Source organism: Streptomyces sp. NPDC043427, assembly GCF_056436655.1.
The window spans coordinates 103,041-126,214 of sequence record NZ_JBWKCC010000017.1 but is presented as its reverse complement, the minus strand read 5'-3'; the positions used below and the strand labels follow the sequence as shown (position 1 = coordinate 126,214).

General features: G+C 70.9%; 18 protein-coding genes and 2 pseudogenes. 9 read left to right on the top strand and 11 right to left on the bottom strand.

From position 1 onward, the window contains the following. Positions 1–169: 169 nt before the first annotated feature. The 6 genes from AC067M_RS25830 to AC067M_RS25805 form a co-directional block, all read right to left on the bottom strand. Entirely contained in the window at positions 170–1,009 is an 840-nt protein-coding gene (locus AC067M_RS25830) for a DUF2182 domain-containing protein (RefSeq protein WP_478699400.1), read from the bottom strand. 124 nt (positions 1,010–1,133) lie between these two features. Beyond that, the gene (locus AC067M_RS25825; protein ID WP_478699478.1) at positions 1,134–2,117 is read right to left on the bottom strand and encodes a TAXI family TRAP transporter solute-binding subunit; all 984 of its coding nucleotides are present in this window, start codon (positions 2,115–2,117) and stop codon (positions 1,134–1,136) included. A 113-nt stretch (positions 2,118–2,230) separates the two neighbouring features. Beyond that, on the bottom strand, positions 2,231–3,622 hold the full coding sequence (locus AC067M_RS25820) for a sensor histidine kinase (RefSeq protein ID WP_478699399.1): 1,392 nt from the start codon (positions 3,620–3,622) through the stop codon (positions 2,231–2,233). Positions 3,623–3,635: 13 nt separating this feature from the next. Further along, positions 3,636–4,295 (bottom strand): response regulator transcription factor, encoded by a 660-nt coding sequence (locus AC067M_RS25815; protein WP_478699398.1) that lies wholly within the window; start codon positions 4,293–4,295, stop codon positions 3,636–3,638. A gap of 35 nt (positions 4,296–4,330) precedes the next feature. Further along, positions 4,331–5,677 (bottom strand): MFS transporter, encoded by a 1,347-nt coding sequence (locus tag AC067M_RS25810; RefSeq protein ID WP_478699397.1) that lies wholly within the window; start codon positions 5,675–5,677, stop codon positions 4,331–4,333. A 244-nt stretch (positions 5,678–5,921) separates the two neighbouring features. After that, positions 5,922–7,988: a glycoside hydrolase gene (locus AC067M_RS25805; RefSeq protein WP_478699396.1), complete on the bottom strand. Its 2,067-nt coding sequence runs from the start codon at positions 7,986–7,988 to the stop codon at positions 5,922–5,924. A 311-nt stretch (positions 7,989–8,299) separates the two neighbouring features. Between AC067M_RS25805 and AC067M_RS25800 the strand changes: the two genes are divergently transcribed. Continuing rightward, positions 8,300–9,301: a LacI family DNA-binding transcriptional regulator gene (locus AC067M_RS25800; protein WP_478699395.1), complete on the top strand. Its 1,002-nt coding sequence runs from the start codon at positions 8,300–8,302 to the stop codon at positions 9,299–9,301. A gap of 33 nt (positions 9,302–9,334) precedes the next feature. Here AC067M_RS25800 and AC067M_RS25795 read toward each other — a convergent pair. Together AC067M_RS25795 and AC067M_RS25790 are read right to left on the bottom strand one after the other, a co-directional pair. Next, positions 9,335–9,715, bottom strand: a pseudogene (locus AC067M_RS25795) (sensor histidine kinase); the annotation flags it as partial. 7 nt (positions 9,716–9,722) lie between these two features. Continuing rightward, positions 9,723–10,919 (bottom strand): annotated as a pseudogene (locus tag AC067M_RS25790) (MMPL family transporter); the annotation flags it as partial. A 241-nt stretch (positions 10,920–11,160) separates the two neighbouring features. Here AC067M_RS25790 and AC067M_RS25785 point away from each other — a divergent pair. The 3 genes from AC067M_RS25785 to AC067M_RS25775 are packed head-to-tail and all read left to right on the top strand — an operon-like array spanning position 11,161 to position 15,223. After that, complete coding sequence (locus AC067M_RS25785) at positions 11,161–13,362, top strand: MMPL family transporter (protein WP_478699394.1); 2,202 nt, start codon at positions 11,161–11,163, stop codon at positions 13,360–13,362. 5 nt (positions 13,363–13,367) lie between these two features. Then, positions 13,368–14,570, top strand: coding sequence for a sensor histidine kinase (locus AC067M_RS25780; protein ID WP_478699393.1), 1,203 nt, complete (start codon positions 13,368–13,370; stop codon positions 14,568–14,570). Next, on the top strand, positions 14,567–15,223 hold the full coding sequence (locus tag AC067M_RS25775; protein ID WP_478699392.1) for a response regulator: 657 nt from the start codon (positions 14,567–14,569) through the stop codon (positions 15,221–15,223). The genes AC067M_RS25780 and AC067M_RS25775 overlap by 4 nt, the downstream gene beginning before the upstream one ends. Positions 15,224–15,299: 76 nt before the next feature. On the opposite strand, the gene AC067M_RS25770 is transcribed toward AC067M_RS25775, so the two are convergent. Continuing rightward, positions 15,300–16,439: a glutathione-independent formaldehyde dehydrogenase gene (locus AC067M_RS25770; protein WP_478699391.1), complete on the bottom strand. Its 1,140-nt coding sequence runs from the start codon at positions 16,437–16,439 to the stop codon at positions 15,300–15,302. A 236-nt stretch (positions 16,440–16,675) separates the two neighbouring features. On the opposite strand from AC067M_RS25770, the gene AC067M_RS25765 reads away from it, so the two are divergent. Beyond that, a complete protein-coding gene (locus AC067M_RS25765) occupies positions 16,676–16,864 on the top strand; it encodes a hypothetical protein (protein ID WP_478699390.1) in 189 nt (62 codons plus the stop codon). Between the two features lie 13 nt (positions 16,865–16,877). Here the strand turns inward: AC067M_RS25765 and AC067M_RS25760 are convergent, their stop codons facing one another. Continuing rightward, positions 16,878–17,666 (bottom strand): Fpg/Nei family DNA glycosylase, encoded by a 789-nt coding sequence (locus AC067M_RS25760; protein WP_478699389.1) that lies wholly within the window; start codon positions 17,664–17,666, stop codon positions 16,878–16,880. A gap of 177 nt (positions 17,667–17,843) precedes the next feature. Here AC067M_RS25760 and AC067M_RS25755 point away from each other — a divergent pair, with 177 nt between their 5' ends. Further along, complete coding sequence (locus AC067M_RS25755) at positions 17,844–18,053, top strand: DUF4287 domain-containing protein (protein WP_478699388.1); 210 nt, start codon at positions 17,844–17,846, stop codon at positions 18,051–18,053. Here AC067M_RS25755 and AC067M_RS25750 read toward each other — a convergent pair. Beyond that, positions 18,046–19,401 carry an MFS transporter gene (locus AC067M_RS25750; protein WP_478699387.1) on the bottom strand — a complete coding sequence of 452 codons (1,356 nt, stop codon included), beginning with the start codon at positions 19,399–19,401 and terminating at the stop codon, positions 18,046–18,048. The genes AC067M_RS25755 and AC067M_RS25750 overlap by 8 nt on opposite strands. A 324-nt stretch (positions 19,402–19,725) precedes the next feature. Between AC067M_RS25750 and AC067M_RS25745 the strand changes: the two genes are divergently transcribed. The 3 genes from AC067M_RS25745 to AC067M_RS25735 are packed head-to-tail and all read left to right on the top strand — an operon-like array spanning position 19,726 to position 23,153. Further along, positions 19,726–20,577 (top strand): 2-amino-3,7-dideoxy-D-threo-hept-6-ulosonate synthase, encoded by an 852-nt coding sequence (locus AC067M_RS25745; protein WP_478699386.1) that lies wholly within the window; start codon positions 19,726–19,728, stop codon positions 20,575–20,577. After that, complete coding sequence (locus tag AC067M_RS25740; protein WP_478699385.1) at positions 20,574–21,725, top strand: 3-dehydroquinate synthase II family protein; 1,152 nt, start codon at positions 20,574–20,576, stop codon at positions 21,723–21,725. Before AC067M_RS25745 ends, AC067M_RS25740 begins: the two co-directional genes overlap by 4 nt. A 6-nt stretch (positions 21,726–21,731) precedes the next feature. Beyond that, entirely contained in the window at positions 21,732–23,153 is a 1,422-nt protein-coding gene (locus AC067M_RS25735) for a class I adenylate-forming enzyme family protein (protein WP_478699384.1), read from the top strand. Positions 23,154–23,174: the final 21 nt, after the last annotated feature.

The window sequence follows — 23,174 nt, the reverse complement described above, 5'->3', positions numbered from 1 at the left end:
GGGAGCGGAAGTCACCTCGCGGCGGGCGGTCGCCTGCAGCGGCTGCCGACAGTGCCTGCACCGGCGTACCCATCCGGCCTCATTCCCACCGTACGCGCGCAGAGGCGGGCGTTCGACCCGGCCGAGCAGCCTGGCCCTCGCGCGGCGGTGCGGCAGGTGCGGACGCCGGTCAGGGTGCCTGGCCCGACATCTGGTCCATGGACGGACCGGACATCTGCAGGCCCGGCAACAGCCACTCCTCGAACGGGGCGAGGACGGCGAGGACGGCCAGGACGAGGAAGGCGACGCCGGCCACCTGGCTGAGCCGGGGGCCGCCGCGCCACAGTTTCTCCAGGAAGATCACCGCGGCAAGCATCGCCATCGCCGCCACGTTCATCAAGCCGAGCGGGACCAGAACGATCATCAGGCCCCAGCAGCAGCCCACGCAGTAGAGCCCGTGGTGCGCGCCCACGCGCAAATTCTTCGCCCTAGGCCGGAGGCGTGCGTACCGCAGCAGCTGGAACATCGGGTTGCGGCAGTGCCGCAGACAGACCCGTTTCAGCGGCCCGAACTGCTGCAGTCCCGCGAGCAGGTACGCGGTCGCGCCGATCCAGCGGCCCGCGTCGGGGTGGCTGTCGACCAGACGTCCCGTCGCGGCCAGCGCCCCGTAGGCCAGCAGCCCGAACCCGGCCCAGGCAAGCAGGTACCCACCGACGAACTCGGCGGTGCGCAGGGAGCGGACGCGGCCCGTGGCGCCGCGGCGGATCGCCTGCCCCCAGGTCAGGGCGACGGGCGCCAGCGACGGCAGCATCATCGCCGCCATCATGACCACCCACAGGAGCAGGAACAGCGGGAGCGCCAGGCCCATCGTTCCGGGCTCCATCCCCATGTCACGGGACTGGGCGATGATGAGCAGCCACGCCAGGGCCGCGATCAGCGTGAGCGCAATCCAGCCCAGGACCAGATCACGCCTCGGCAGGAGGACCCCGGGCCGGGTGGACACCGGAGGGGCGACCCGGAGATGCGGCATGGCGTGCCTCCCCTGTGCGCGCGACAAGCGCGGAGCACTCCGAAGACGTCTCCAGCAGATCACAGAATCGGTGGTCTCGCAGATCAACTGCGTCGCGACGGGGCGAACGTTGCCTGCCGGGGCACTAACCATGCAGTTCGCGGTAGGCCGCGACCGCCCCGGGGTGGAGGGGGACCACGCCGGTGGAGATCAGGCTGCGGGCGTCCAGGAACTGGGTGCCGAGGGCTGTGGTGGGGACCAGGTGGACTGCTCGGCGGGCCAGTACGTGGGTGAGGGCCGCGGCGATGGGGGCGGGCAGGTCGGGGCGGCACAGGAGGAGGTTGGCCACGCCAATGGTGGAGACCTCGGGCGTTCCGCGGTACGCCCCCGCCGGCACCGTCACCGCTTCCAGACCCGAACCGGCCCCTGCCGAACCGGCCCCTCCCGTGCCCGTGCGCAGGCGGGACAGCAGGTCGGCCAGTGGCAGGAGGCGGATGCCGGGGTGGGGGGCGAGGGAGGAGAGGACGGGCAGGGGTACGCCGCCCGCGACCAGCAGCGCGTCGATGGTGCCGTTCCGTATCGCCCGTGCGGCCTGTGGCATCAGGAGGTGGCGGACCTGTACGTCGGTACCCGGGGTCAGGCCCGCGGCGCGCATTAGGCGGTCGCCGAGCACGGCACCGCCGGATGCGGGCGCGCCCAGGGACACGGTGCGCTCCGCCAGGTCGGCGACGGTGTGGATCGGTGCGTCCGCGCGCACGGCCAGCTGTACGTAGTTCTCGTAGACCCGGCCTATCGCTCGCAGGGGGACACGGCGGCCGAAGGGTGTGGTGCCGCCGTACGCGGCCCACGCGATGTCCGTCAGGGCCAGTGCCACCTCGGCACGGCGTGCCTGGAGCAGCCGTATGTTGGCCACGCTGCCCTCGCTGTTGATCACCTCGCAGGACAGGCGGGGGTACACCGCCGTGACCTGGTCGGCGAGCAGTCGGCCGAAGGCCGCGTAGAAGCCGTCGGACTCGCCGGTCGCGATCCGTAGCCTGCCCTCCGGGCCACGGTCCGCGTGCCGGGCGTCGGCTGTCACGGCGACGGGCAGCAGCAGCCCGGTGCATGCCGCACCGAGTGCGGCGCGCAGCGCGGTGCGGCGGGTGGGACGGCGGACGGGACCGCGGAGGTGGCGGCCGGTCGTGCCGTGCGCCGCGGCCCGGCCGCCACCGTCACTGCTCACGCCGTGTACTCCATCACCTGTCACGCCGTGCCCCCCTTCGGAAGCACAACCCTCACCCGCAGCCCACGCGGTTCCCGCGCCGCGAACTCCACGCGTCCGCCGCGGCCCGCCACCAACCGCTCGGCGATCGCCAGGCCGAGGCCGCTGCCGCGTATGTCGCGGTGGCGGTCCGAGCGCCAGAAGCGGGTGCCCGCGTGGGGGAGTTCGGCGGTGGGGAGGCCGGGGCCGTCGTCCCGTACCTCGAGGACGGTGTCGGGGCCTTCGGTGAAGCAGTGGGCCTCGACGTGGGCGCCGGTTCCGGCGTACTTGATCGCGTTGTCGAGGAGGATGTCGGCGACCTGGGCCAGCTCGCCCTCCGTGCAGGTCATGTGGATGGAGGAGCCGGGAAGGAACTCCAGACGCACTCCGCACTGTTCGGCGACCGGCTGCCACAGTCGGGCCTGGGCCGCGGTGACCGCGGTCGCGTCGCAGCGGGCTCCCCGTACGTCCGTGACGGACAGTTCGCCGGCGCGGTGTTCGGCGTTCGCGAGGGCGAGGAGGTCGTCGAGGAGGTGCTCCATGCGTTCGAGCTCGGCCGTGACGCCGGTGTAGGTACGGGTGGCGGAGGCGGGCAGGCGGGGCTGGAGCGAGTCGATGCGCAGGCGGAGGGCGGCGAGCGGGTTGCGGAGCTGGTGCGAGGTGTCCGCCACCAGACGGCGCTGCTGTTCCAGTGCCGTGGTCACCGCGTCGGCCATGCGGTTGAAGCCGGTGGCCAGCTGACGCAGTTCGGGTGGGCCGCCGGCCCGGGCGTGCTCGGCCGGCAGCCCGGCCGCCAGGGTGCCGACCGCGCGGTCGAGGCGGTGCAGGGGGCGTACGACCCACCGCGTCGCGGCGCGGGCGACCAGCAGGCAGGCCACGGCGAACAGGGCCGCGCCCGCCAGGACCAGCGCCCAGCGCAGGGCGATGTCGTCGGCGGCGGCCCGTAGCGAGGCACGGAGGACCACGGCGCCGGACACCCGGGTGCCGGTGCCCACCGGGCGGGCGAGCAGCTTGTGCCCTCGGGACCAGGGGCGCAGCGTGCCTCCGGGCGAGACGCGCTGGTTGCGCAGGGCCGCGTCGACGAGGCGGGCGACGGACGGGTCGGCGGCGCGCAGGCCGCCGGTCTGCACCACTGGGGCGCGGCGGGCGTCGACGACCACGACCGCCTCGCCGTACAGCTCGGTGTAGCGGGTCACCTCGGCGGTCAGCGCGCCGGTGTCGCCGCTCTCGGCGGCCTGCTCGGCCAGTCCGGCGAAGCGGTCGAGGTCGGCGGTGCGCGCCGCGACGAGCTGCTGGGTGCGCTGGGACGCGGTGACACCCAGCAGGGGTACGGCGAAACCGGCCACCGCGAGCATGGCGAAGGCCAGGACCACGGTCAGTACGCGGGTACGCATGACAAGACCCGGCTCAGCCGCCGAAGCGGTAGCCGAAGCCGCGGATGGTGGTCAGCACGTCGGGGCGGGCCAGTTTGGCCCGCAGCTGGGTGAGGTGGACGTCCAGCGAGCGCGACACGGCCAGGTAGGCGTCGCCCCACACCTCGTCCATCAGCTGTTGGCGGCTGACCGCGGTACCGGGCCGGGCCGCCAGCACGGCCAGTACCGCGAACTCCTTCGTTGTCAGCCGCACTTCGGCGCCACCGACCGTCACCCGCCGCGCGTCGAGATCCACCTCGACGTCGTCGGCGCAGACCGTGCGCGGCGCCGGGGCGGTGGGTGCCGTGGCCCGGCGGGTCACGGCGTCGATACGGGCCAGCAGCTCGGCCAGCCGTACCGGCTTGACCAGGTAGTCGTCGGCGCCCAGCCGCAGCCCGCGCACCACCGACCGCTCGTCGCCCCGCGCGGTGAGGACCACCACGGGGAGACCGCTCACGGCGCGCAGCTTGCGCAGCACCTCCAGGCCGTCGATGTCGGGCAGGCCGAGGTCGAGGAGGAGCAGGTCGGCCTGGCGGTGGCGGGTGAGGACCTCCTCGCCGCGCCGCACCCGGGTGGGCAGATGACCGTGCTCGTACAGGGCTTCGGTGAGCGCACCGGCCACCCCGTCGTCGTCCTCGGCGAGCAGCACGTGCACGGTCGCCTCCCTCACATCAGTCCCGGGACTCGACGTCAGTCCCGAGGCTCGGTTTCCAGCGGCGATCCGTCCGACGTCTCGCGCATCCGAATGTAGACGAGCAGGGAGACTAGGACACAGGCGGTGACGTAGTAGAAGTACCAGCTCTCGTGGCCGGCGTTCTTGAACCACAGGGCGATGTACTCGGCGGTCCCGCCGAACACGGCCACGGTCAGCGCGTAGGGAAGGCCGACGCCCAGCGCCCGGATCGACGTCGGGAACAGCTCGGCCTTCACCACCGCGCTGATCGAGGTGTACAGGGAGCTGACGGCGAGCGGCACGACCATGAGCAGGAAGGCGTACGCCGGATTGCTGGTGTGGGACAGCAGCGTGAGCGACGGTACGACCACCACGGCGCCCAGCACCCCGAACGCGATCAGCATCGGACGACGCCCCACCCGGTCGGACAACAGGCCCATGAGCGGCTGCAGGACGACGAACACGACCAGCGCGAAGAAGTTGATCCACGCTGCTGTGGGCTTGGCGATGCCGCTGGTGTTGACCATGAACTTCTGCAGGTACGTGGTGTACGTGTAGAAGAACAGCGTGCCGCCCATGGTCAGCCCGACGACGACCAGGCACTGCCGCGGATAGGACAGCAGCAGCCGCAGGCTGCCCCGCGCCGGACCACCGCTCTTGTCCTCCTCGCCCTCGGCCGCCGCGCGCTCGAAGCTCTCCGACTCGTCCATGCCGCGCCGCAGCCACAGCACGACGATCGCTCCGGCGGCCCCCACGAGGAACGCGATCCGCCAGCCCCACGCCTCCATCTGCGCGGTGCTGAGCACCTGCTGCAGGACGATCTGCAGGCCGAGCGCCGTCAGCTGGCCGGCGATGAGGGTGACGTACTGGAAGCTGGAGTAGTAGCCGCGGCGGCCGGGCGAGGCCACCTCGGACATGTAGGTGGCCGACGTCGAGTACTCGCCGCCGACCGAGAGGCCCTGCAGCAGCCGCGCGGTCACCAGCAGCACAGGTGCGGCGACCCCGATCGAGCCGTACGACGGGGTCAGCGCCACGATCAGTGAACCGGCCGCCATGAGCGTCACCGACAGCGTCAGCGCCGCGCGGCGGCCACGGCGGTCGGCGTAGCGGCCCAGGACCCAGCCGCCGATCGGGCGCATCAGGAAGCCGACGGCGAACACCGCGGCGGTGTTGAGCAGTTGGGCGGTCTGGTCGCCGGAGGGGAAGAAGACGGCGGCGAAGTAGACGCTGAACGCGGTGTACGCGTACCAGTCGTACCACTCGATCAGGTTGCCGATCGATCCGCGCAGGATGTTGCTGACGACCCTGCGTTCGCCGCGGCGCGGCTTTCGCGCGCGCTCCGTCGTGGTGGTCTGTGTGGCCATCGGAACTCCCTTGTCTGCGGCCCGGGAGCACACAGAGTCGACGGCGACACAGGACCGCTCAATATCGGGAGCCAAGTCCTAACAGTCCCTTAGGGCCTCTCGTTTGGATCATGCCGGGCTCGCGGGGTCCGGCATGATCCAAACGAAAGACCCTAGGGGTCCTGAGGACACGACGCCCCCGACCGGGGTCGGGGGCGTCGCGGAAGGCGGGGTGCGGTGAGGCGCTACCCGGCTGGTGCGCTACTCACTGCGCACTGTCGTCAGCCGTCACCTCGGTCACCCTCCAGCGCTGGTTGGAGCCGGAGTTCGGCGTCCACACGCCGACGGGAGCTCCGTCGTTGGTGGCCTGGCCGGAGACGTCCGGGAGGCGACCGGTGGCGGCGTTGACGAGGGTCCAGGAGCCGTCGCCGGTCGTGGACATGATCCACTGCGCGGCGCTGTCGCAGTCGCCCTCGTCGGGCTCGGCCACGAGGGCCCCCTCACGGATGGCCAGCCGCTTTCCTTCGGTGGCCTCGGTGAGGACGTACCGCTTCCGGTTGTCGTTGCCCCGGCTGGTCTGCTCCACCCGCCACTGCTGACCACTGGGGTCGGCGGCGTCGGCGCTCTTGATGACGAGGCCGGTGCCGTTGTCGGCGATGCTGAGGTCCTTGCCGCTCTGGACGCCGGTGAGCCTGTAGGTGTGGCCCTTGCGCAGCTCGGCCGCGTCCTTGGCGACGCCGGACACGCCCTTGATGACGAAGGACGTCACGGACTGGGCGGGCACGGTGACGGTGGCCTGCTTGCCGGTGACCCGGACGGCCTTGTGACGGGCGAGCTTGCCGTCGGCGCTGGTCACCACCGGGGTGACGGTGGCACGGGAGGAGGTGTGGCCGAACTTCGACAGGTCGAGCGTGACGTCGCGGGCCTCGGTGGTGCTGTTGACGTGGACGACGGTCGCCTGGTCACCCTTGCGGGAGAGCGCGGCGGCGCTGGAGGTGTCGTTCGTCTTGATCAGCCGGTCGCCGGGCTTGATGTAGTGGGTGAAGTTCCGGGCGGTGTCGAACTTGGTGTTGGTGTAGATCGGGCAGGTCTTGAGGGTGTCCTTGGAGGTGCAGCTGAACGGGAGCTGGATCTCGCCCCAGTTGCCGCCCTTCGCGGACTCGCCGCCCGGCTTCATGTTGTCGTAGTCCTCGACGGGCTGCCAGAACACCCAGGCGCGGGGCTCCAGTTCACGCAGGTCGTCGACCATCTGCTGGGCCAGGCCGAGTCCGGGCCGCATGTCCGTGAAGCTCTGGCCGTCGCCCCAGTCGCCCTCGACCTCGCTCATCCACAGCGGCTTGTCCGCGGCCTTGGCCAGGTCGCGCACGGTGGTGCGCTGACTGGTGCCGTAGGTGTGGACGTTCATCTGGCCGACGAGGTCGCGCACGTCCTGGGGGTAGGAGTTCCAGTTGGTGGCGAAGGTGCCCGGGTTGGTCTCGTCCATCGCGGAGATCTCCGCGTGGGACTTCGACTTCTCCAGGGTCGGGCCGAGCGCGCGGATCACCTTCTGCTGGAGTTCGGGGCCGATGTGCGCCCCCTCCTGCCGGCCGCCCACGGGTTCGCCGTCCGGGCCGAGCTTGGTGCCCCAGTAGTTGGTGTTCGGCTCGTTGAACGGGTCCAGCGTGTCGACCTTGATGCCGTGCGCCTTCTCGAGGCGTTCGGTGGCACCCACCAGGTATTTGGCGAAGTCGTCGACCGATTCGGGCTTCAGCTGGTCCTTGCCCGCGTCGAAGTTGCCGGAGACGTAACCGCTCTCGGTCATGAACCAGGGCGGGGAGTTGCTGAAGGTCTCCCAGTGGGTGATGTCCTTCTTGATGCGGTCGACCCACCAGCGCTGCGTCTTGTCGGCGTTCTTGTTCCAGTCCTTGGGGTCGTCGGCGTCCCACCAGTCGACGTCCTCGCGGGTGGTGCCCGCCGGGGCCTTCCACCAGCCCTCGACCGCTCCTCCGGCGCGGAGGTAGTCCTTGACGTCCGGGGCGTTGCCGCCGCCGATGTTGTAGCGGGCGATGTTCAGGGCGAGGCCGTCGTCGCCGAAGAGGAGCTTGGCCAGCTTCTCCCGTACCGCGGGCGGGTAGTCGCCGGTGGCATTGGCGAACCAGACCAGGCTGGTGCCCCAGCCCTCGAACTTCTCCTGCTGGTAGGAGGGGTCGGGGCGGACGGTGACCCCGGCCGCGGCGGCCTGGGTCGGCTCGGCGTGCGCGGCGGGCAGGGTGGTCGCGGCCAGGACGGTTCCGGTCGCCAGGGTGACGCCGATGGCCCCGAGGAGCCTTCTCTTACGGGTGCGTTGTGCCATCTCGAGTACTCCACCTCTTCTGCGTGCCGCGTGTCCCGGCGACGCGGAGATCGGGGCCTGCGTGGTGCGACTGATGCGGGTTCGGTGCCTTTTCCTGCGATGTCGACTGGGCAATGTTTACGTAAACATCCACTGGCGGGATGTCTACACTGTCCGAATCTCAGGGGTCAAGGAGTCGTTCCGCACCGGAATTCGCGCGGGCCGGGCGGCCAGGGGGCGAGGCGCAGGTGGGCGCAGTGGACGGGGAGAGAGAACCAGTGGGCACGAGCCGTACGAGAAAACGCGCCGCCCGCCCACGGCAGGGCGCCTCCATGGCCGACGTCGCCCGCCTCGCCGGCGTCTCCTCCCAGACGGTCTCCCGTGTCTCCAACGGCTTCCCGGGCGTGACGGAGGAGACCCGCCGACAGGTCCTGGCCGCGATGCGGGAGCTGGGCTACCGGCCCAACAGCGCCGCACGGGCGCTCAAGCGGGGCGAGTTCCGCACCCTCGGCGTGATCACCTTCTCCCTCTCCAGCATGGGCAACATCCGCACCCTGGAGGCGATCGCCACCTCCGCCGCCGTGCAGGGCTACGCCGTCACGCTCCTGCCCGTCGCCGTCCCCACCCAGGACGAGGTGAACGGTGCCTTCTCCCGTCTGGGCGAACTCGCCGTCGACGCCGTCATCGTCATCATGGAGATCCACCTGCTCGACGCGGCGACCGTCTCGCTGCCGCCCGGTGTCCAGGTCGTGGTGGCCGACTCCGACGCCGGCGACCGTTACACCGTGGTCGACACCGACCAGGTGGGCGGAGCCCGGGACGCCGTACGGCATCTGCTGGACCTCGGCCACGACACGGTGTGGCACCTGGCCGGTCCGGAGGGCTCCTTCGCCGCCCAGCGCCGCGCCAACGCGTGGCGCGACACCCTCACCGAGGCGGGCCGCGTCCCGCCGCCCCTGGTACGCGGCGACTGGTCGGCCGAATCCGGTTACCGGGCCGGTCTCCGACTCGCCGGAGAACAGGACTGCACGGCGGTGTTCGCCGCCAACGACCAGATGGCCCTGGGCCTGCTGCGCGCCCTGCACGAACGGGGCCGCAGGGTTCCCGACGACGTCAGCGTCGTCGGCTTCGACGACATCCCCGAGGCCGCGTCCTTCCTGCCTCCCCTCACCACCGTCCACCAGGACTTCGCCGAAGTGGGCCGGCTCTGCGTCGAGGGTGTCCTCAGCAAGATGCGGCACGCCGGAACGGAACACGGCACCACGCTCGTCCCGCCCCGGCTCGTAGTGCGCCACAGCACGGCACCGCCGCCGCCTCCTCGCAAGGGCCCCTGAGCCCCCTGAAGGCCCGGCTCAGTGGTCCGGGCCCCGCATCCGGGTCAGGTTGCCGGCGGCCAGGGGCAGCAGCAGCCAGAAGAACGGGCCGATCGTCCTGAGCAGCAGCGAGAGCTGGTCCATGGAGTCGGAGAACACGGCCGCGATCATCAGCGCCGCCATGATGGGGGCCAGCAGCAGGGGGGTGAGCAGGTAGCCCAGCCCGATCGTGACCACCGTGCAGACCGCGGTCACGGTGACGGCGATGCGCGGGTGCGTGCGGTGCTTGAGCAGGGTGAGACAGGACACGCCCATGAGGACGGTGGCGGTCTTGTCCTGGTCCGGCGGGTCGGCGCTGGGCAGGGTGAGGGAACTACCGAGGGCCGCACAGCCCATCAGGGCCAGGACGATCGCCAGATCGACGAGGAAGGGGTGGCTGTCCGGTGGTCGACTTGGCCTCGTCCCCGGGCATGCCCAGCTGCAGGTCCGTCATCGGCAGGGCGAGAGCGCCCAGGCCCAGCACACCGAGGAGCAGAACGGGGAGGGGGCGGCGCAGCACGATCCGGGCCCAGCGGGTGCCCCCGTTGGTCTCGGTGCTCTCCTCGACCTTGCCGCGCTTGCGGTCGCGCCGCGTGAGCACGGCGTTCGGCCAGAAGCCGAGCAGCGCCGGGACGAGGGTCAGTGCGATCAGTACGGCGACGACGACCGCGCCCGCCGCGGCCAGGCCCATCTTGGTGAGCATAGGGATGCCGACCACCGCTAGGCCGGCCAGCGCGATGACGACGGTGAGACCGGCGAAGACGACCGCCGACCCGGCGGTGCCGACCGCCGTTCCGGTCGCCTCCTGGGGCGTACGGCCCTTGGCGCGTTCCTCGCGGTAGCGGGAGACGACGAACAGGGCGTAGTCGATGCCGACGGCGAGGCCCAGCATCATCGCGAGGGTGCCGGTCGTCGTGGACAGGCCGAGGGCGTCGGACAGGGCGAGGATCGAGGCCATGCTGACGCCGACGCCGACGAGGGCGGTCAGCAGGGGCAGCCCGGCGGCGGCCAGCGAACCGAAGGTGATCAGCAGGACGACCGCGGCCACCGCGATACCGATCACCTCGGCGAGCCCGCCCGCCCCGCCGCCGTCGTCCATCGCGCTCCCGCCGGCCTCGACGGTCAGCCCGGAGTCCCGGGCCTCGTGGAGGGCCTGCTCCAGTCGCGTCTTGCTGGCGTCGGTGAGGTCGTTGGCCTTGCTCTTGTAGGTGACGGTCGCGTACGCCGTCGAGCCGTCCTCGCTGACCGCCTTCGCCTGGAAGGGGTCTACGGCGCTCGCGACCTGCGGGCCGTCGCCCAGCTCGGTCACGGCCTTCTCGATGGCCCGCTTGTTCTCGGTGGCGGTCACCTTCTCACCGCTCGGGGCGATGAAGACCACCCGGGCGGTCGCGCCGTCGGCGGTGGCGCCGGGGAAGCGCTGCTCCAGCAGGTCGAACGCCTTCTGGGACTCGATGCCGGGCATCGAGAACTCCTCGTCCGCGGCTCCCGGCGCCTTGAGGGCGCCGAACCCGACGGCGGCCAGGACGGCTGTCCAGACCAGGGCGACGTACCAGCGTCGCCGGAAGGCCAGACGGCCCACTCGATACAGGAAAGTAGCCACGGCAGGAGGTCTCCACATCTGGGTGTCGATCGTCAGCCCAGGTTGTCCGGGACGAGGCTGTCCTGTCGTCGTGCGCCTGCCGACAATCCCCACTACTCAGAACGCAGTACGGACCGGCCGGGACGTCCACCGTGGGTACTGGTGGGGTTTGCCCCCGCCTCGGGGTCCACCGACCGGTGGACCCAAGGTTCAACCGAGCACCTCTGTCCGCCAACTGGCCTGTTCAACAAGGCTTTCCGGCATGAACTCATTATCTGTGCGCATGGCGCGCTGGAGCGCCCGGCACCCCTGGCGGGCCATCGTCGGCTGGCTGGTGTTCGTGGCGCTGTGCCTGGGGGCCGGCAGCGCGGTCGGTACGAACAGTGCGAGGACGGCGGACTACCGGGTCGGTGAGGCGGGCCGCGCCGAGACGCTGGCCGCCGAGGCGGGACTGGAGCGCAGGGCCGCCGAGCAGGTGCTGATCTCCGCCAGGTCGGGCCCTCTGGACCAGGGCGCCGCGCAGGCCGCCGCGAAGGACCTGACCGCGCGGATGAAGCGGCTGCCCGATGTCGCCGGCGTGGCCGCCCCGCTGCTCTCCGACGACCGCGCGATCCTCATGGTCGAGGTGGCGCTGAAGGGCGAGGAGCGGGACGCGAAGGACAAGGTCGACGCGGTCACCGAGCAGACCGCGGCGGTGCAGAGCAGCCACCCCGACCTGCTCCTCGAGGAGACCGGAAGTCCCTCCGTCAGCAAGGGGGTCGACCAGCAGCGCGGCGACGACCTGGCGCTCTCCGAGGCGATCACCCTGCCGGTCACGCTGATCACCCTGCTGATCGTGTTCGGCTCGGTCACCATGGCGGGGGTGCCGCTGCTGCTGGCGCTGTCGTCGATCGCGGCGGCGATCGGGCTCGCCATGGTCGCCTCGCATCTCTCCCCCGACGCCGGGGTCGGCACGAACGTCATCCTGATGATCGGCCTCGCGGTCGGCGTGGACTACACGCTGTTCTACCTCAAGCGCGAGCGCGAGGAGCGGGCCCGCTCCGGCGGCCGGCTCGGTTCCGAGGCGCTGGTGGAACTGGCGGCCGCGACCTCGGGCCGGGCGGTCGTGGTCTCCGGGCTCGCGGTCGTCGCCTCCACCGCGACGCTGTATCTCGCCTCCGACGTGATCTTCTCCTCGCTCGCGACCGGCACCATCGTGGTCGTCCTGGTCGCCGTGGCCAGTTCGCTCACGGCGCTGCCCGCGCTCCTCGTCAAGCTCGGGCAGCGGGCGGAGCGCCGGGAACGGCGGCGGGCGGAACGCGGGAAGCCCGCACGCCGGACGCGCGGCGGGGCAGGCGGCGGCCGGCTGTGGGCCGCGCTGCTGCGTCCCGCCGCCCGCCACCCCCTGGCCACCCTGTGCGTGTCGGTCCTCGGTCTGCTCGCTCTCGTCGCGCCGCTCGCCGGTCTGAAGATCACGGAGATGAGCCGGGACACGCACTCCCGCGACATCCCCGCGATGCGGGTGTACGACCGGCTCAACGAGGCCTTCCCCGAGCAGCGGGTGACCCACCAGGTCGTCGTACGCGCCGACGCCTCGCGCGCCACGGAGGTCACCGCGGCCCTGCGCGAGGTCACCCGACTCGCCGACGCCGACCGCCTGTTCACCGGCGCCTCGCGGACACGGACGTCGGCCGACCACCGCACCAGCGTCCTCGAACTGAAGGTGCCCTACCTCGGCAACTCCGAGCAGGCGTACGACTCCCTCGACCACCTGCGGGACGACTACCTGCCCGCCACCGTGGGCCGCATCGACGGCGCGGAGTTCGGGGTGAGCGGTGACGTCGCCCGCTACGCCGACTATCCCGCCCACCAGAACGGCAAACTCCCGCTGGTCCTCGGTGCGTTGCTCCTGGTGACCTTCGGGATGACCGTGTACGCCTTCCGGTCGGTCGTCCTCGGCCTGCTCGGTGTCGGACTGAACCTGCTGTCCGCGGCGGCCGCGCTCGGGCTGCTCGTCCTGGTCTTCCAGGGGACCTGGGCCGAGGGGCTGCTGGACTTCCACTCCACCGGCTCGATCGGATCCCGCGTACCGCTGTTCCTCTTCGTGATCCTCTTCGGGCTCTCCATGGACTACCAGGTGTTCGTGGTGAGCCGGATCAGGGAGGCCGTGCTCGCGGGTGTCCCCACGCGGCAGGCGGTGATCGACGGGCTCCGCTCCTCGGCGAGCGTGGTGACCAGTGCCGCGGCCGTGATGACGACCGTCTTCGTCAGCTTCGTCTTCCTGCACATCATCGAGATGAAGCAGATCGGCTTCGTGCTGGCGGCCGCCGTGCTGATCGACGCGTTCGTCGTACGGGTCCTGGTCCTGCCGTCGGCGATGCTGCTGCTGGGGGAGGCGAGCTGGTGGCCCTCGCACGGGGCGCGGCAGGCGGCGGGCGAGCCCGGGGAAAGGGCGCGTGGGCGCTCGGCGGTCGACGTACGTTGATCGGTATGACCGCTCTCGCCGGGCCCACGACCGACGCCTTCTGGGCCACCTCGCTGCGCCGCTGGAACGCCGTGTGCTGGGTGCTGTTCCCCGTGATGGCCGTCGGGCTGGCCGCCCTGGACCAGCCCGGCGTGAGCAAGTACGTCGCGCTCGCGCTGCTGGGCAGCGTGATGCTGTGTTACGCGGTCCTCGACCGCTTCCCGGACAACCCCGTCGTACGACCGCACGTCTACCTGTCGGTGCTGGTGGCCGCGCTGGGCGGGCTGGCGTACCTGCGAGGCAACTACGCGGCGCTGTTCATGGCGACGCTGCCGCACTACTGGATGTTCGGGCGTACTCCGCGGGCCTCGATGGGATTCCTGGGGCTCGCCACGGCCGGCACGCTGATCGGGACCGTCCTGCGGCAGGGTTGGTCGGTGCAGTTCTTCAGCGAGACGCTCGTGTCCACGCTGATCGTCGTCGCCGTGGGGGCGCTCATCGGGCTGTGGGCCCACACCGTGGTCGCGCAGAGCACCGAACGGGCCCGGCTCATCGACGAGTTGGAGCGGACCCAGGCCCAGCTGTCCGAGGCGCACCAGCGTCAGGGGGCGGCGGACGAACGGGAGCGGATGGCGCGGGAGATCCACGACACGCTCGCGCAGGGCTTCGCCTCGATCATCGTGCTCGCGGAGGCGGCCCGCGCGGGACTCGACTCCGACACCGCGCGCAGTGCCCAGCAGCTACGGTCGATCGAGTCGACGGCCCGGGAGAACCTCGCGGAGGCACGGGAGCTGGTCGGCTCGGTACAAGGTCCCGGCCAGGTGGCCGCCGGTTCGGTGGCACAGACCCTGCGCCGGACCCTGGACCGCTTCGCGGAGGACACCGGACTCACCGTCGACGCCGACCTGCGGGACCTGGAGTGCGACCAGCAGACCCGGATCGCGCTGCTGCGCTGCACCCAGGAGTCCCTGGCCAACGTACGCAAGCACGCGCGCGCCTCCACGGTGGGCGTGGTCCTGGCCCGGCAGGCGTACGGGGTGGAACTGGAGATCACCGACGACGGGACCGGATTCGTGGTGGAGGAGTCGGCGGGCTTCGGCCTGCAGGGCATGCGCAAGCGGCTGGCGGAGCTGGGCGGGAGGCTGACGGTGACGAGTTCGGTGGGGGACGGGACGCGGGTGCTGGCGCTGATACCCCTGACCGTCACAGAGAGCGGGGCCTCGGCATGACCGAAAGACAGCTCCGCATCATCGTCGTGGACGACCACACCGTCATGCGGGCCGGAGTGGTGGCCCTCCTCGCCTCCGAGCCCCGCATCGAGATCGTCGGCGAGGCGGCCGACGGCCGCGCGGCACTCGGACTCGTCGAAAGGTACGAGCCCGACGTCGCCCTGGTCGACCTGCGGATGCCGGTGCTCGACGGAGTGGCCACGACGACCGAGATCGTGGCGCGCTTTCCCCGTACCCGGGTGCTGATCCTGACGACGTACGACACGGACGCGGAGATCGAGCGCGGAGTGGAGGCCGGGGCCATCGGCTACCTCCTGAAGGACACCACCCGGGAGCAGCTGGTCGACGCGATCCACGCGGCGGCCCGCGGTGAGACGGTGCTGGCGCCCCGGGTGGCCGAGCGACTGGTCGCCCGTATGCGGCAGCCCGCCCAGATCCCGCTCACGGCCCGCGAGGCGGACGTCCTGAACGCGGTCGCGGACGGTCTGACCAACGCGGAGATCGGGCGGCGACTCGTCATCGCCGAGGCCACGGTGAAGACCCACCTGCTCCGCCTGTTCGCCAAGCTCGACGTGAACGACCGGACGAGGGCGGTGGTGGTGGCGATGGAACGGGGGCTGCTCCGGAGAGCTGCCGGGGAGGGCGGCTCCTAGGGGGTCTCGTCATGGTGAACCCCCGGATCAGGGATCCGGGGGTTCACTGGTTCAGGTCGGTGCCTTCACCGCGCCCTTACTCGTGCGGGTGGAGGACGACCTTGGTGTAGCCCTCGACGCGCTTGTCGAACTTCTCGTACGCCGACGGAGCCTGGTCGAGAGGCAGTTCATGGGAGACGACGAAGCTGGGCTGCGCACGTCCCTCGATGATCAGGTCACGCAGGTGCCGGTTGTAGCGCTTGACATTGCACTGACCGGTGCCCACACGCAGTCCCTTTTCGAACAGGCGGCCGATGGAAACCATCAGCATGCCCTGCTTGGCCGACTCGTCCGGTCCGCCGGGGTCGCGCGGAACGTACAGGCCCGGGATGCCCAGGGCACCTGTCGGCCGGACCGTCTCGACCAGCGAGTTCAGTACGGTCGCCGGCTCCTCGCGTTCTTCGCCGCGCGCCATGGCCTGGTAGCCGACGGCGTCGATGCCCTTGTCCGTGCCCTGACCCGCGGTCTGCTCCTTGATCTGCTCCACCGGGTTGCCCTCGGTGAAGTTGATCGGGACGGCGCCGATCTCCTCGGCCTTCTGCAGCCGCTCGGTCACCCGGTCGACCACGAAGACCTTGCTCGCCCCGCGCACCATCGCCGAGTAGGCGGCCATCAGCCCGACCGGGCCACCGCCGTAGACGGCGACGCTGTCGCCGGGGCGCACGTCGGCCAGCTCGTTGCCGTGGTAGCCGGTGGGGAAGATGTCGGCGAGCAGGACGAAGTCGGTCTCCTTCTCGGTGCCCTCGGGGAGCTTCAGGCAGTTGAAGTCCGCGTAGGGCACCTTCACGTACTCGGCCTGGCCTCCCACATAGGGGCCCATGGCCACGTAGCCGTACGCACCGCCGGCGAATCCCGGGTTCACTGTCAGACAGAAGCCCGTGAAGCCGGCCGTACAGTTCTTGCAGAAGCCGCAGGCCACGTTGAAGGGCATGACGACCCGGTCGCCGCGGCTGAGGGTGGTCACCCCCTCACCGGCCTCCTCGATGACGCCGAGGTTCTCGTGGCCGAAGACGATCCCCGGCTCGGCGGCGGTCCGACCCTCGTACATGTGCAGGTCCGAACCGCATATGGCGGTGGACGTAACCCGTACGATCACGTCGTTCGGGTGCTGGATCCGGGGATCCTCCACTTGCTCGACCGCTACTTCGAACGGTCCCTTGTACACGACTGCCCTCATCGTCGAGCACCTCCACTCAACGCACTCACTCGATCACTCTTGGAAACGGTGACTCCGGGGAGCCCTCTGCTCCCTCGAGGAGAAGTCTTGATCCGCGCAGCTAGTACAGCCTTTTGTGTGTTCCCTCACTGTCCAGCCTCGTCCACGATGCGATGATTTGCATCTAGGGAATGCAAACTTCCACTTGTGTGTGACTTGCGTGCTCCTTGCGTGCGACGCAGAAAGGATCAGGAACCGTGACACGACGTCTCGGCGTGCTGCTCGTCCCGGTCTCCGGGCTGTCCGGCACCAGCTATCCGGTGGGGACCCAGGTGGCCATCCGGGGTACCGGAGCATCGGTCGACGGCTTCGTCGACGGCGACTGGCTGCCGCTCGCATGGTGGGAGTTCGCGGACACCCAGCCGGACGACACCCCCCACATCTGAGTCCGCTCGGGCGTCAGGGTCCGTTCTCCTGACACCTCGGGCACCACACCGTGCCCCGGCCCCCCACACGGGACCGGCGCAGGTGGGTGCCGCAACGCGGGCAGGCCGGGTCGGGATCGTCGCGGTGCCCGGTGAGCCACGCGTCCCGCGGCGGGACACAGCCGGCGGTCACCGCGGAGCGCAGTGTGCGGCGCATCTGGATGTACAGGCGGTGACGGTCGGCATCGGAGAGCTCACTCGCGCGGCTGGTGGGCCGCAACCGCGCGCGCCACAGGATCTCGTCCGCCAGCAGATTGCCGAGCCCGGCCAGGACGGACTGGTCGGTGAGTACGGTCTTGACGCGGCCGCGCCGGGCGGAGAGCGCGGCCTCGAACTCCTCGCGGGCTACGGCGAGCGCGTCGGGCCCCTGGCGGCCGAGGAGCCGCGCGGCCTCGGAGTCGTCGTGGGCCAGCCAGAGCCCCTGGAGTTTGCGCTGGTCGCGGAAGCGGAGCTGACGGCCGCCGCCCACCGTGAACAGGACGCGATCATGGGGGTCGTACGCGTCACCGGGCCCGGCGCACACCAGCTGACCGGTCATGCCGAAGTGCAGCATCAGGGTGGGGCCGCCGGTACGGGCGAGCAGCCACTTCCCGTGCCGCTCCGGCTCCGTGAAACGCCGGCCCTCCAGAGCCTCACGCAGCCGCAGCGCACTCACCCCGTGCAGGACGCCGGGATCCCGCACGTCGACCCGCCGGATGACCCTGCCCCGCGCGCAGGACACGAGCACCTTCCGGAACCCCTCGACGTCTGGCAGCTCAGGCATCCGGCACGTCCACCTCTCACCCCCACCCCTTCAGTCCATGGTGGCTCCCGGGCGGCCGCGGCGCAGCACGCCCATCAGCCAGGGGCGTGACGCAGCGCACACTCACAGGGCGATCACTTCGCGCCCGCCCGTCGGTCTTCCCTGCGACAACACCGCGACCGACGGGAGACCACAGCCATGACCGCCACCGTGAAGGGCCCCGCGAGCTACTTCCCCTCCATCGAGAAGAAGTACGGCCGTCCGATCGCGGAGTGGAAGGAACTCATCCGCGCCTCTCCCCTGACCAAGCACATGGAGCTGGTCAACTGGCTCAAGGCCGACCACGGGCTGGGGCACGGCCATGCCAACGCCCTCGTCGCGCACACGCTCGCCGAGGACGTCAGGTGACGAAGTCGTGGTCGCGGGTCTCCGGCAGGGCCAGCAGGCACAGGAGGCTCAGGAGGCAGAGGCCGCCCGTGTAGAAGCCGAGGACCAGCGGGGACTCCCAGTGGCTGTTGAGCCAGGTGGCGACCAGGGGGGCGAAGCCGCCGCCGAAGGTGTTGGCGAGGATGAAGGCCGCGGAGGCGCCGGTGTAGCGCAGCCGGGCCGGGAAGAGCTCGGGGAGGAAGGCCGCCACCGGGGAGAACATCAGCGCGAGCAGCACGAGCCCGACCGTGTAGGCGCCGGTGATCACCCAGATGTCGCGTGAGCTCAGCGAGGCGTACATCGGCACCGCCCAGACCACGCAGCCGACGGCTCCGGTCAGCATCACCGGGCGGCGTCCGATCCGGTCGGCGAGCCTGGCGACCGGCAGGGTGACGGCGATTCCGGCCGCCGCGCCGACGCTCGCGGCGGTCAGCATCGTGTTCTGCGGGATGCCGAGTTCCTTCGGCCCGTACGACAGGCTGTAGACGATGGTCAGGTAGTAGATCGCCGAGCCGCCCATCGCCGCGCCGATGCCGAGCAGCAGCCGGCCGGGATGGCGGGCGAGGATCGCGCCGAGCGGGAAGCGGGGGACGGACGCCGGTGCCCGCGCCCCCGCCGTGCCGCTTGTCGCCGTGGTGAACACCGGTGACTCGGAGACCGTCGAGCGCACCCACAGGCCGACCGCGACCAGCACCGCGCTGAGCAGGAACGGGATGCGCCAGGCCCAGTCCGTGAAGGCGTCCCGGCCAGCGAGGTTCAGGGTGGGCAGGATGACCGCGCTGGACAGCAGGAAGCCGAGGGAGGGGCCCGCCTGCGGGATGGACGCGAACAGCGCGCGGCGCCCGGGCGGCGCGTGCTCCGCGGCGAGCAGCACCGCCCCGCCCCACTCGCCGCCCATGCTCACGCCCTGCAGCAGACGGAGCGTCACCAACAGGACGGGGGCGAGGAGTCCGGCGGTCTCGTACGTCGGCAGCAGCCCCACGCCGACCGTCGCCACGCCCATCAGCAGGAGCGAGACGACCAGCGCCCGGCGCCGGCCGAGGCGGTCGCCGATCGTGCCGAACAGGGCGACGCCGAGGGGGCGGGAGAGGAAGGCCGCGGCGAACGTGAGGAACGCGGCCAGGGAGGAGACGGTGGCGTTGCCGGAGGGGAAGAAGGCGGGTCCGAGGACCAGCGCGCTGGCGGTTCCGTACACCGCGAAGTCGTAGTACTCGATCGTCGTGCCGACCAGGCTCGCGACGGCGATCCGCGAGGCCGTCGGCGGTGGTGGTGAGGCGGCCGGTTTGGGGCCGACGACCTCAAAAGCGGTTTTGAACGGTAATTCGGGCATGGGGACTCACTTCCCGTACAGGGTGGGGAGGGGAGCGGTCGCGTCAGCCTAAGCGTCGAAATTCAATTTCGACAAGGAAGCAGTCGGGAGAGCGGCCGCGCGAGAATAGCCGTCTGTTTACTCTGAGTAACAGGCGCAGTCAACCCGGCCTCGCCTGTCGAATCGCTGTCAATATTCATACGGACCTCTGCATAAAAATTTGGCGATGGTGACGCCTTGCCAACGGCCGATCACGCACGAAAGGCTGCAGCGGAACTGAACTTGAAAGTTCTACGACCATCGTTTTTCGGACATGGAGACAGCCACAGGAAAGGCGCATCACCCATGCTGAAAACCGGCAAGTTATTACGCTTGAGAAGACTTTCACTGGCAGGTGATGACCGGTATCTGCTCGTCCCGCTCGACCACAGCGTTTCCGACGGCCCGATCGTCCCCGCCGGCAAGTGGGACGACCTGTTGCGCGCCCTGGTGACCGGCGGAGCCGACGGGATCATCGTCCACAAGGGCCGCGTCGGCGCCTTCCCACGGGACGTCCTCGGGAACTGCGCGCTGGTGGTGCACCTGAGCGCCAGCACCGCCCGCGCCGGTGACGTGCACGCCAAGGTGCTGGTCGCCGATGTCGAGGAGGCGCTGCGGCTCGGCGCGGACGCGGTCAGCGTCCACGTGAACATCGGCTCGGACACCGAGGCACAGCAGCTCGCCGACCTGGGGGCGGTGGCCCGCTCCTGCGACGCGTGGGGCATGCCGCTGATCGCCATGGTCTACCCCCGCGGCCCCCGCATCGAGGATCCGCGCGACCCCGACCTCCTCGCCCATCTGACCAACGTGGCGGCCGACCTGGGCGCGGACATGGTGAAGACCTCCGTCGCGCTGCCGCTGGACCGCATGGCCGAGGTGGTGGCCAACAGCCCCATCCCCGTCCTCGCGGCGGGCGGTCCACCGGACGACTCCGACCTCGTGGAGTACGGCACCGCGGTCATGGCCACCGGCTGCCGGGGACTGGCCATCGGCCGCCGGATCTTCTCGTCCCCCTCCCCCGGCCCACTGGTGTCCCGGCTCGCCGCGGTCGTGCACGGCGGCGACGAGACCGTGAGTGGCATGGGCATGACCGCCAGCACGACCAGCACCACCACCCAGACCACCAACTACTCGACGATCGTGGCAGGTGTCGCATGAGGTTCGCGTGGATCGATCTCCGGGACGTTCCCAAGGCGCAGCTCCAGGCTGTGGTGGACGCCGCCGTGCACACCCGGATGGCCGGGGTGCTCTCCGCCGACCCGGGGCTGCTCGGGACACTGCCTCCGACCGTCACCCGGGTCCTGGTAGCCGAGGGCCGGGCCCCGGCCGCCGCCTCGAAGAAGCCTGCCGAGAAGGAGGCGAAGGACCCGGGTGCCACGCAGGACGCCGGCACCGGAGCCGACGTCCTGCTGCGGAGGTTCACCTCCCAGGAGGAGCTGGACACCCTCGCCGCGGCCAAGCGTGTCGCCGGCTTCGTCGACGTACGGGACGACCGCACCCTCCAGCTGTCCTGCGCGGGCGCGATGGCACTGCCGTACACCGTCATCCACTTCGCCGACCCGACCAAGATCCCGCTGGAGATCGTGCTCGCCGCGGCCGAGTCCGCCGAGGGCAAGCTGGTGACCGTCGTCGACGGCCTGGAGGAGGCCGCGATCGTCTTCGACGTCCTCGAACGCGGCTCGGACGGCATCCTGTTCACGCCCCGCAGCGCCGACGAGGTGTTCGCACTGGCACGACTGCTGGAGGCCACCACACCCCAGCTGAAGCTGTCCACGCTGACCGTGGAGAGCATCAAGCACGTCGGGCTCGGCGACCGGGTCTGCGTGGACACCTGCTCCCACTTCGAGGAGGACGAGGGCATCCTCGTCGGCTCGTACTCCTCCGGGTTCGTGCTGTGCTGCAGCGAGACCCACCCACTGCCGTACATGCCGACCAGGCCGTTCCGCGTCAACGCCGGTGCCCTGCACTCGTACACGCTCGGACCCGACAACCGCACCAACTACCTGAGCGAGGTGGGCTCCGGCAGCGCCCTGCTCGCGGTCGGCGCCGACGGACGCACCCGCCGGGTGGTGGTGGGCCGCGCCAAGCTGGAGTCCCGGCCGCTGCTCGAGATCCGCACCCATGCCGAGGACGGCCGGCTGGTCAGCCTGACCGTGCAGGACGACTGGCACGTACGGGTGCTGGGCCCGGGCGGCAAGGTCCTCAACGTCACCGAACTGCAGACGGGTGACGAGCTGCTCGGCTACCTGGCGGCGGACAAGCGCCATGTCGGCCTGCCCATCGGCGAGTTCTGCAAGGAGGTCTGAGACCTCATGGGCGAACTGGCAGTGGACACGGCGGCGGACACGGACGACAGGGACGACGGGGTGCGGTCCCTCGTCAGGAGCCTCCTCGACGCACGGAACGACGACCTGCCCTACCTGACCCACCGACAGGAGACCGTCTCCCGCGGCGAGTTACGGGAACGGGTCGCCAAACAGGCCGCCGTCCTCGCCGGGCACGGCATCGGCCCGGGCAGCACCGTGGGTCTGCGGACACCCCCCAGCTTCACCCAGGTCGAGGTGCTGCTCGCGCTGTGGCAGATGGACGCCCAGGTGCTGCTCTTCGACTACCGGCTCAAACCGGCCGAGGTCGCCGGGCTCTGCGCGACCTGCCGGCCACAGTTCATGATCAGCGCCGGTACCAACGTGCGCGCGACCTTCGGCTTCCGGTCCGAGTACGAGGTCGTCACCGAGCGCCGCGGCACCGGCCGGCCGGCCACCACCGGGCACCGGCTCGTCCAGTTCAGCTCGGGCTCCACCGGACGGCCGAAGGTGATCGGCCGGACCCCCCGGTCGCTCGCCGAGGAGGTGGACCGGTTCACCGGCATCCCCGGCATGCCGGGTGAGGGCGACCGACTGCTGCTGCTCAGTTCGACCGCGCACAGCTTCGGCCTGATCGCCGGACTGCTGCACTCGCTCGCCGCAGGTGTCTCCGTGGTCTTCGCCCCCCGGATCTCCGCCGGCGACATCCTGCGGACCGCGGTGGACCACCGGATCACCGCCCTGTTCGGGGTGCCCATGCACTACGAACTGCTCGCCGCCGCCGTCGATCCCCCCGCCCTTCCCGACCTGCGGGTCGCCGTGTCGGGTGGCGAACTGATGCCCCCGCAGGTCGCGACACGATTCGCCGAACGCTACGGCGTCCCGGTCGGCGAGTCCTACGGCACCACCGAGACCGGTGTGGTCGCCATGGACGCCGGCGGCACCCTGCGTCCGTCGGTCGGCCGGGCCGCTCCGGGTGTGGTGCTGCGGGAACACCGGGGCGAACTGGACGTCGCCCTCGCGCAGTCGCCGTACCTCTTCGACTCGGGCGGCACCCAGTACGCGGACGGCTGGCTGCACACCCGGGACCGGGCCACGGTGGACGGGGCCGGAGCCGTGCTGGTGCACGGCCGCGCGGACTCCGTCGTCGTGATCGGCGGCCTCAAAGTGGACCTCGTCGAGGTCGAGAACGTGCTCCGCGAGCATCCGGCGGTCGAACAGGCGGTCCTGGTCCACGACGACGTGACCGAGGCGTACGTCGCCCTGGCCGCCGGCGCCGAACAGCCGACCTCGGCGGACCTGCTGCGCTGGTGCAGGGAGCGGCTCGCCGACTACAAGCTGCCACGCGTGATCCACCTGCTGGAGTCCCTGCCCCGCACGTCCAACGGGAAGCTGCTGCGCCAGGCCGCGGCATTGCGCTCCGCCGTGTGAGCACAGCCCCCTGGAAGCTCA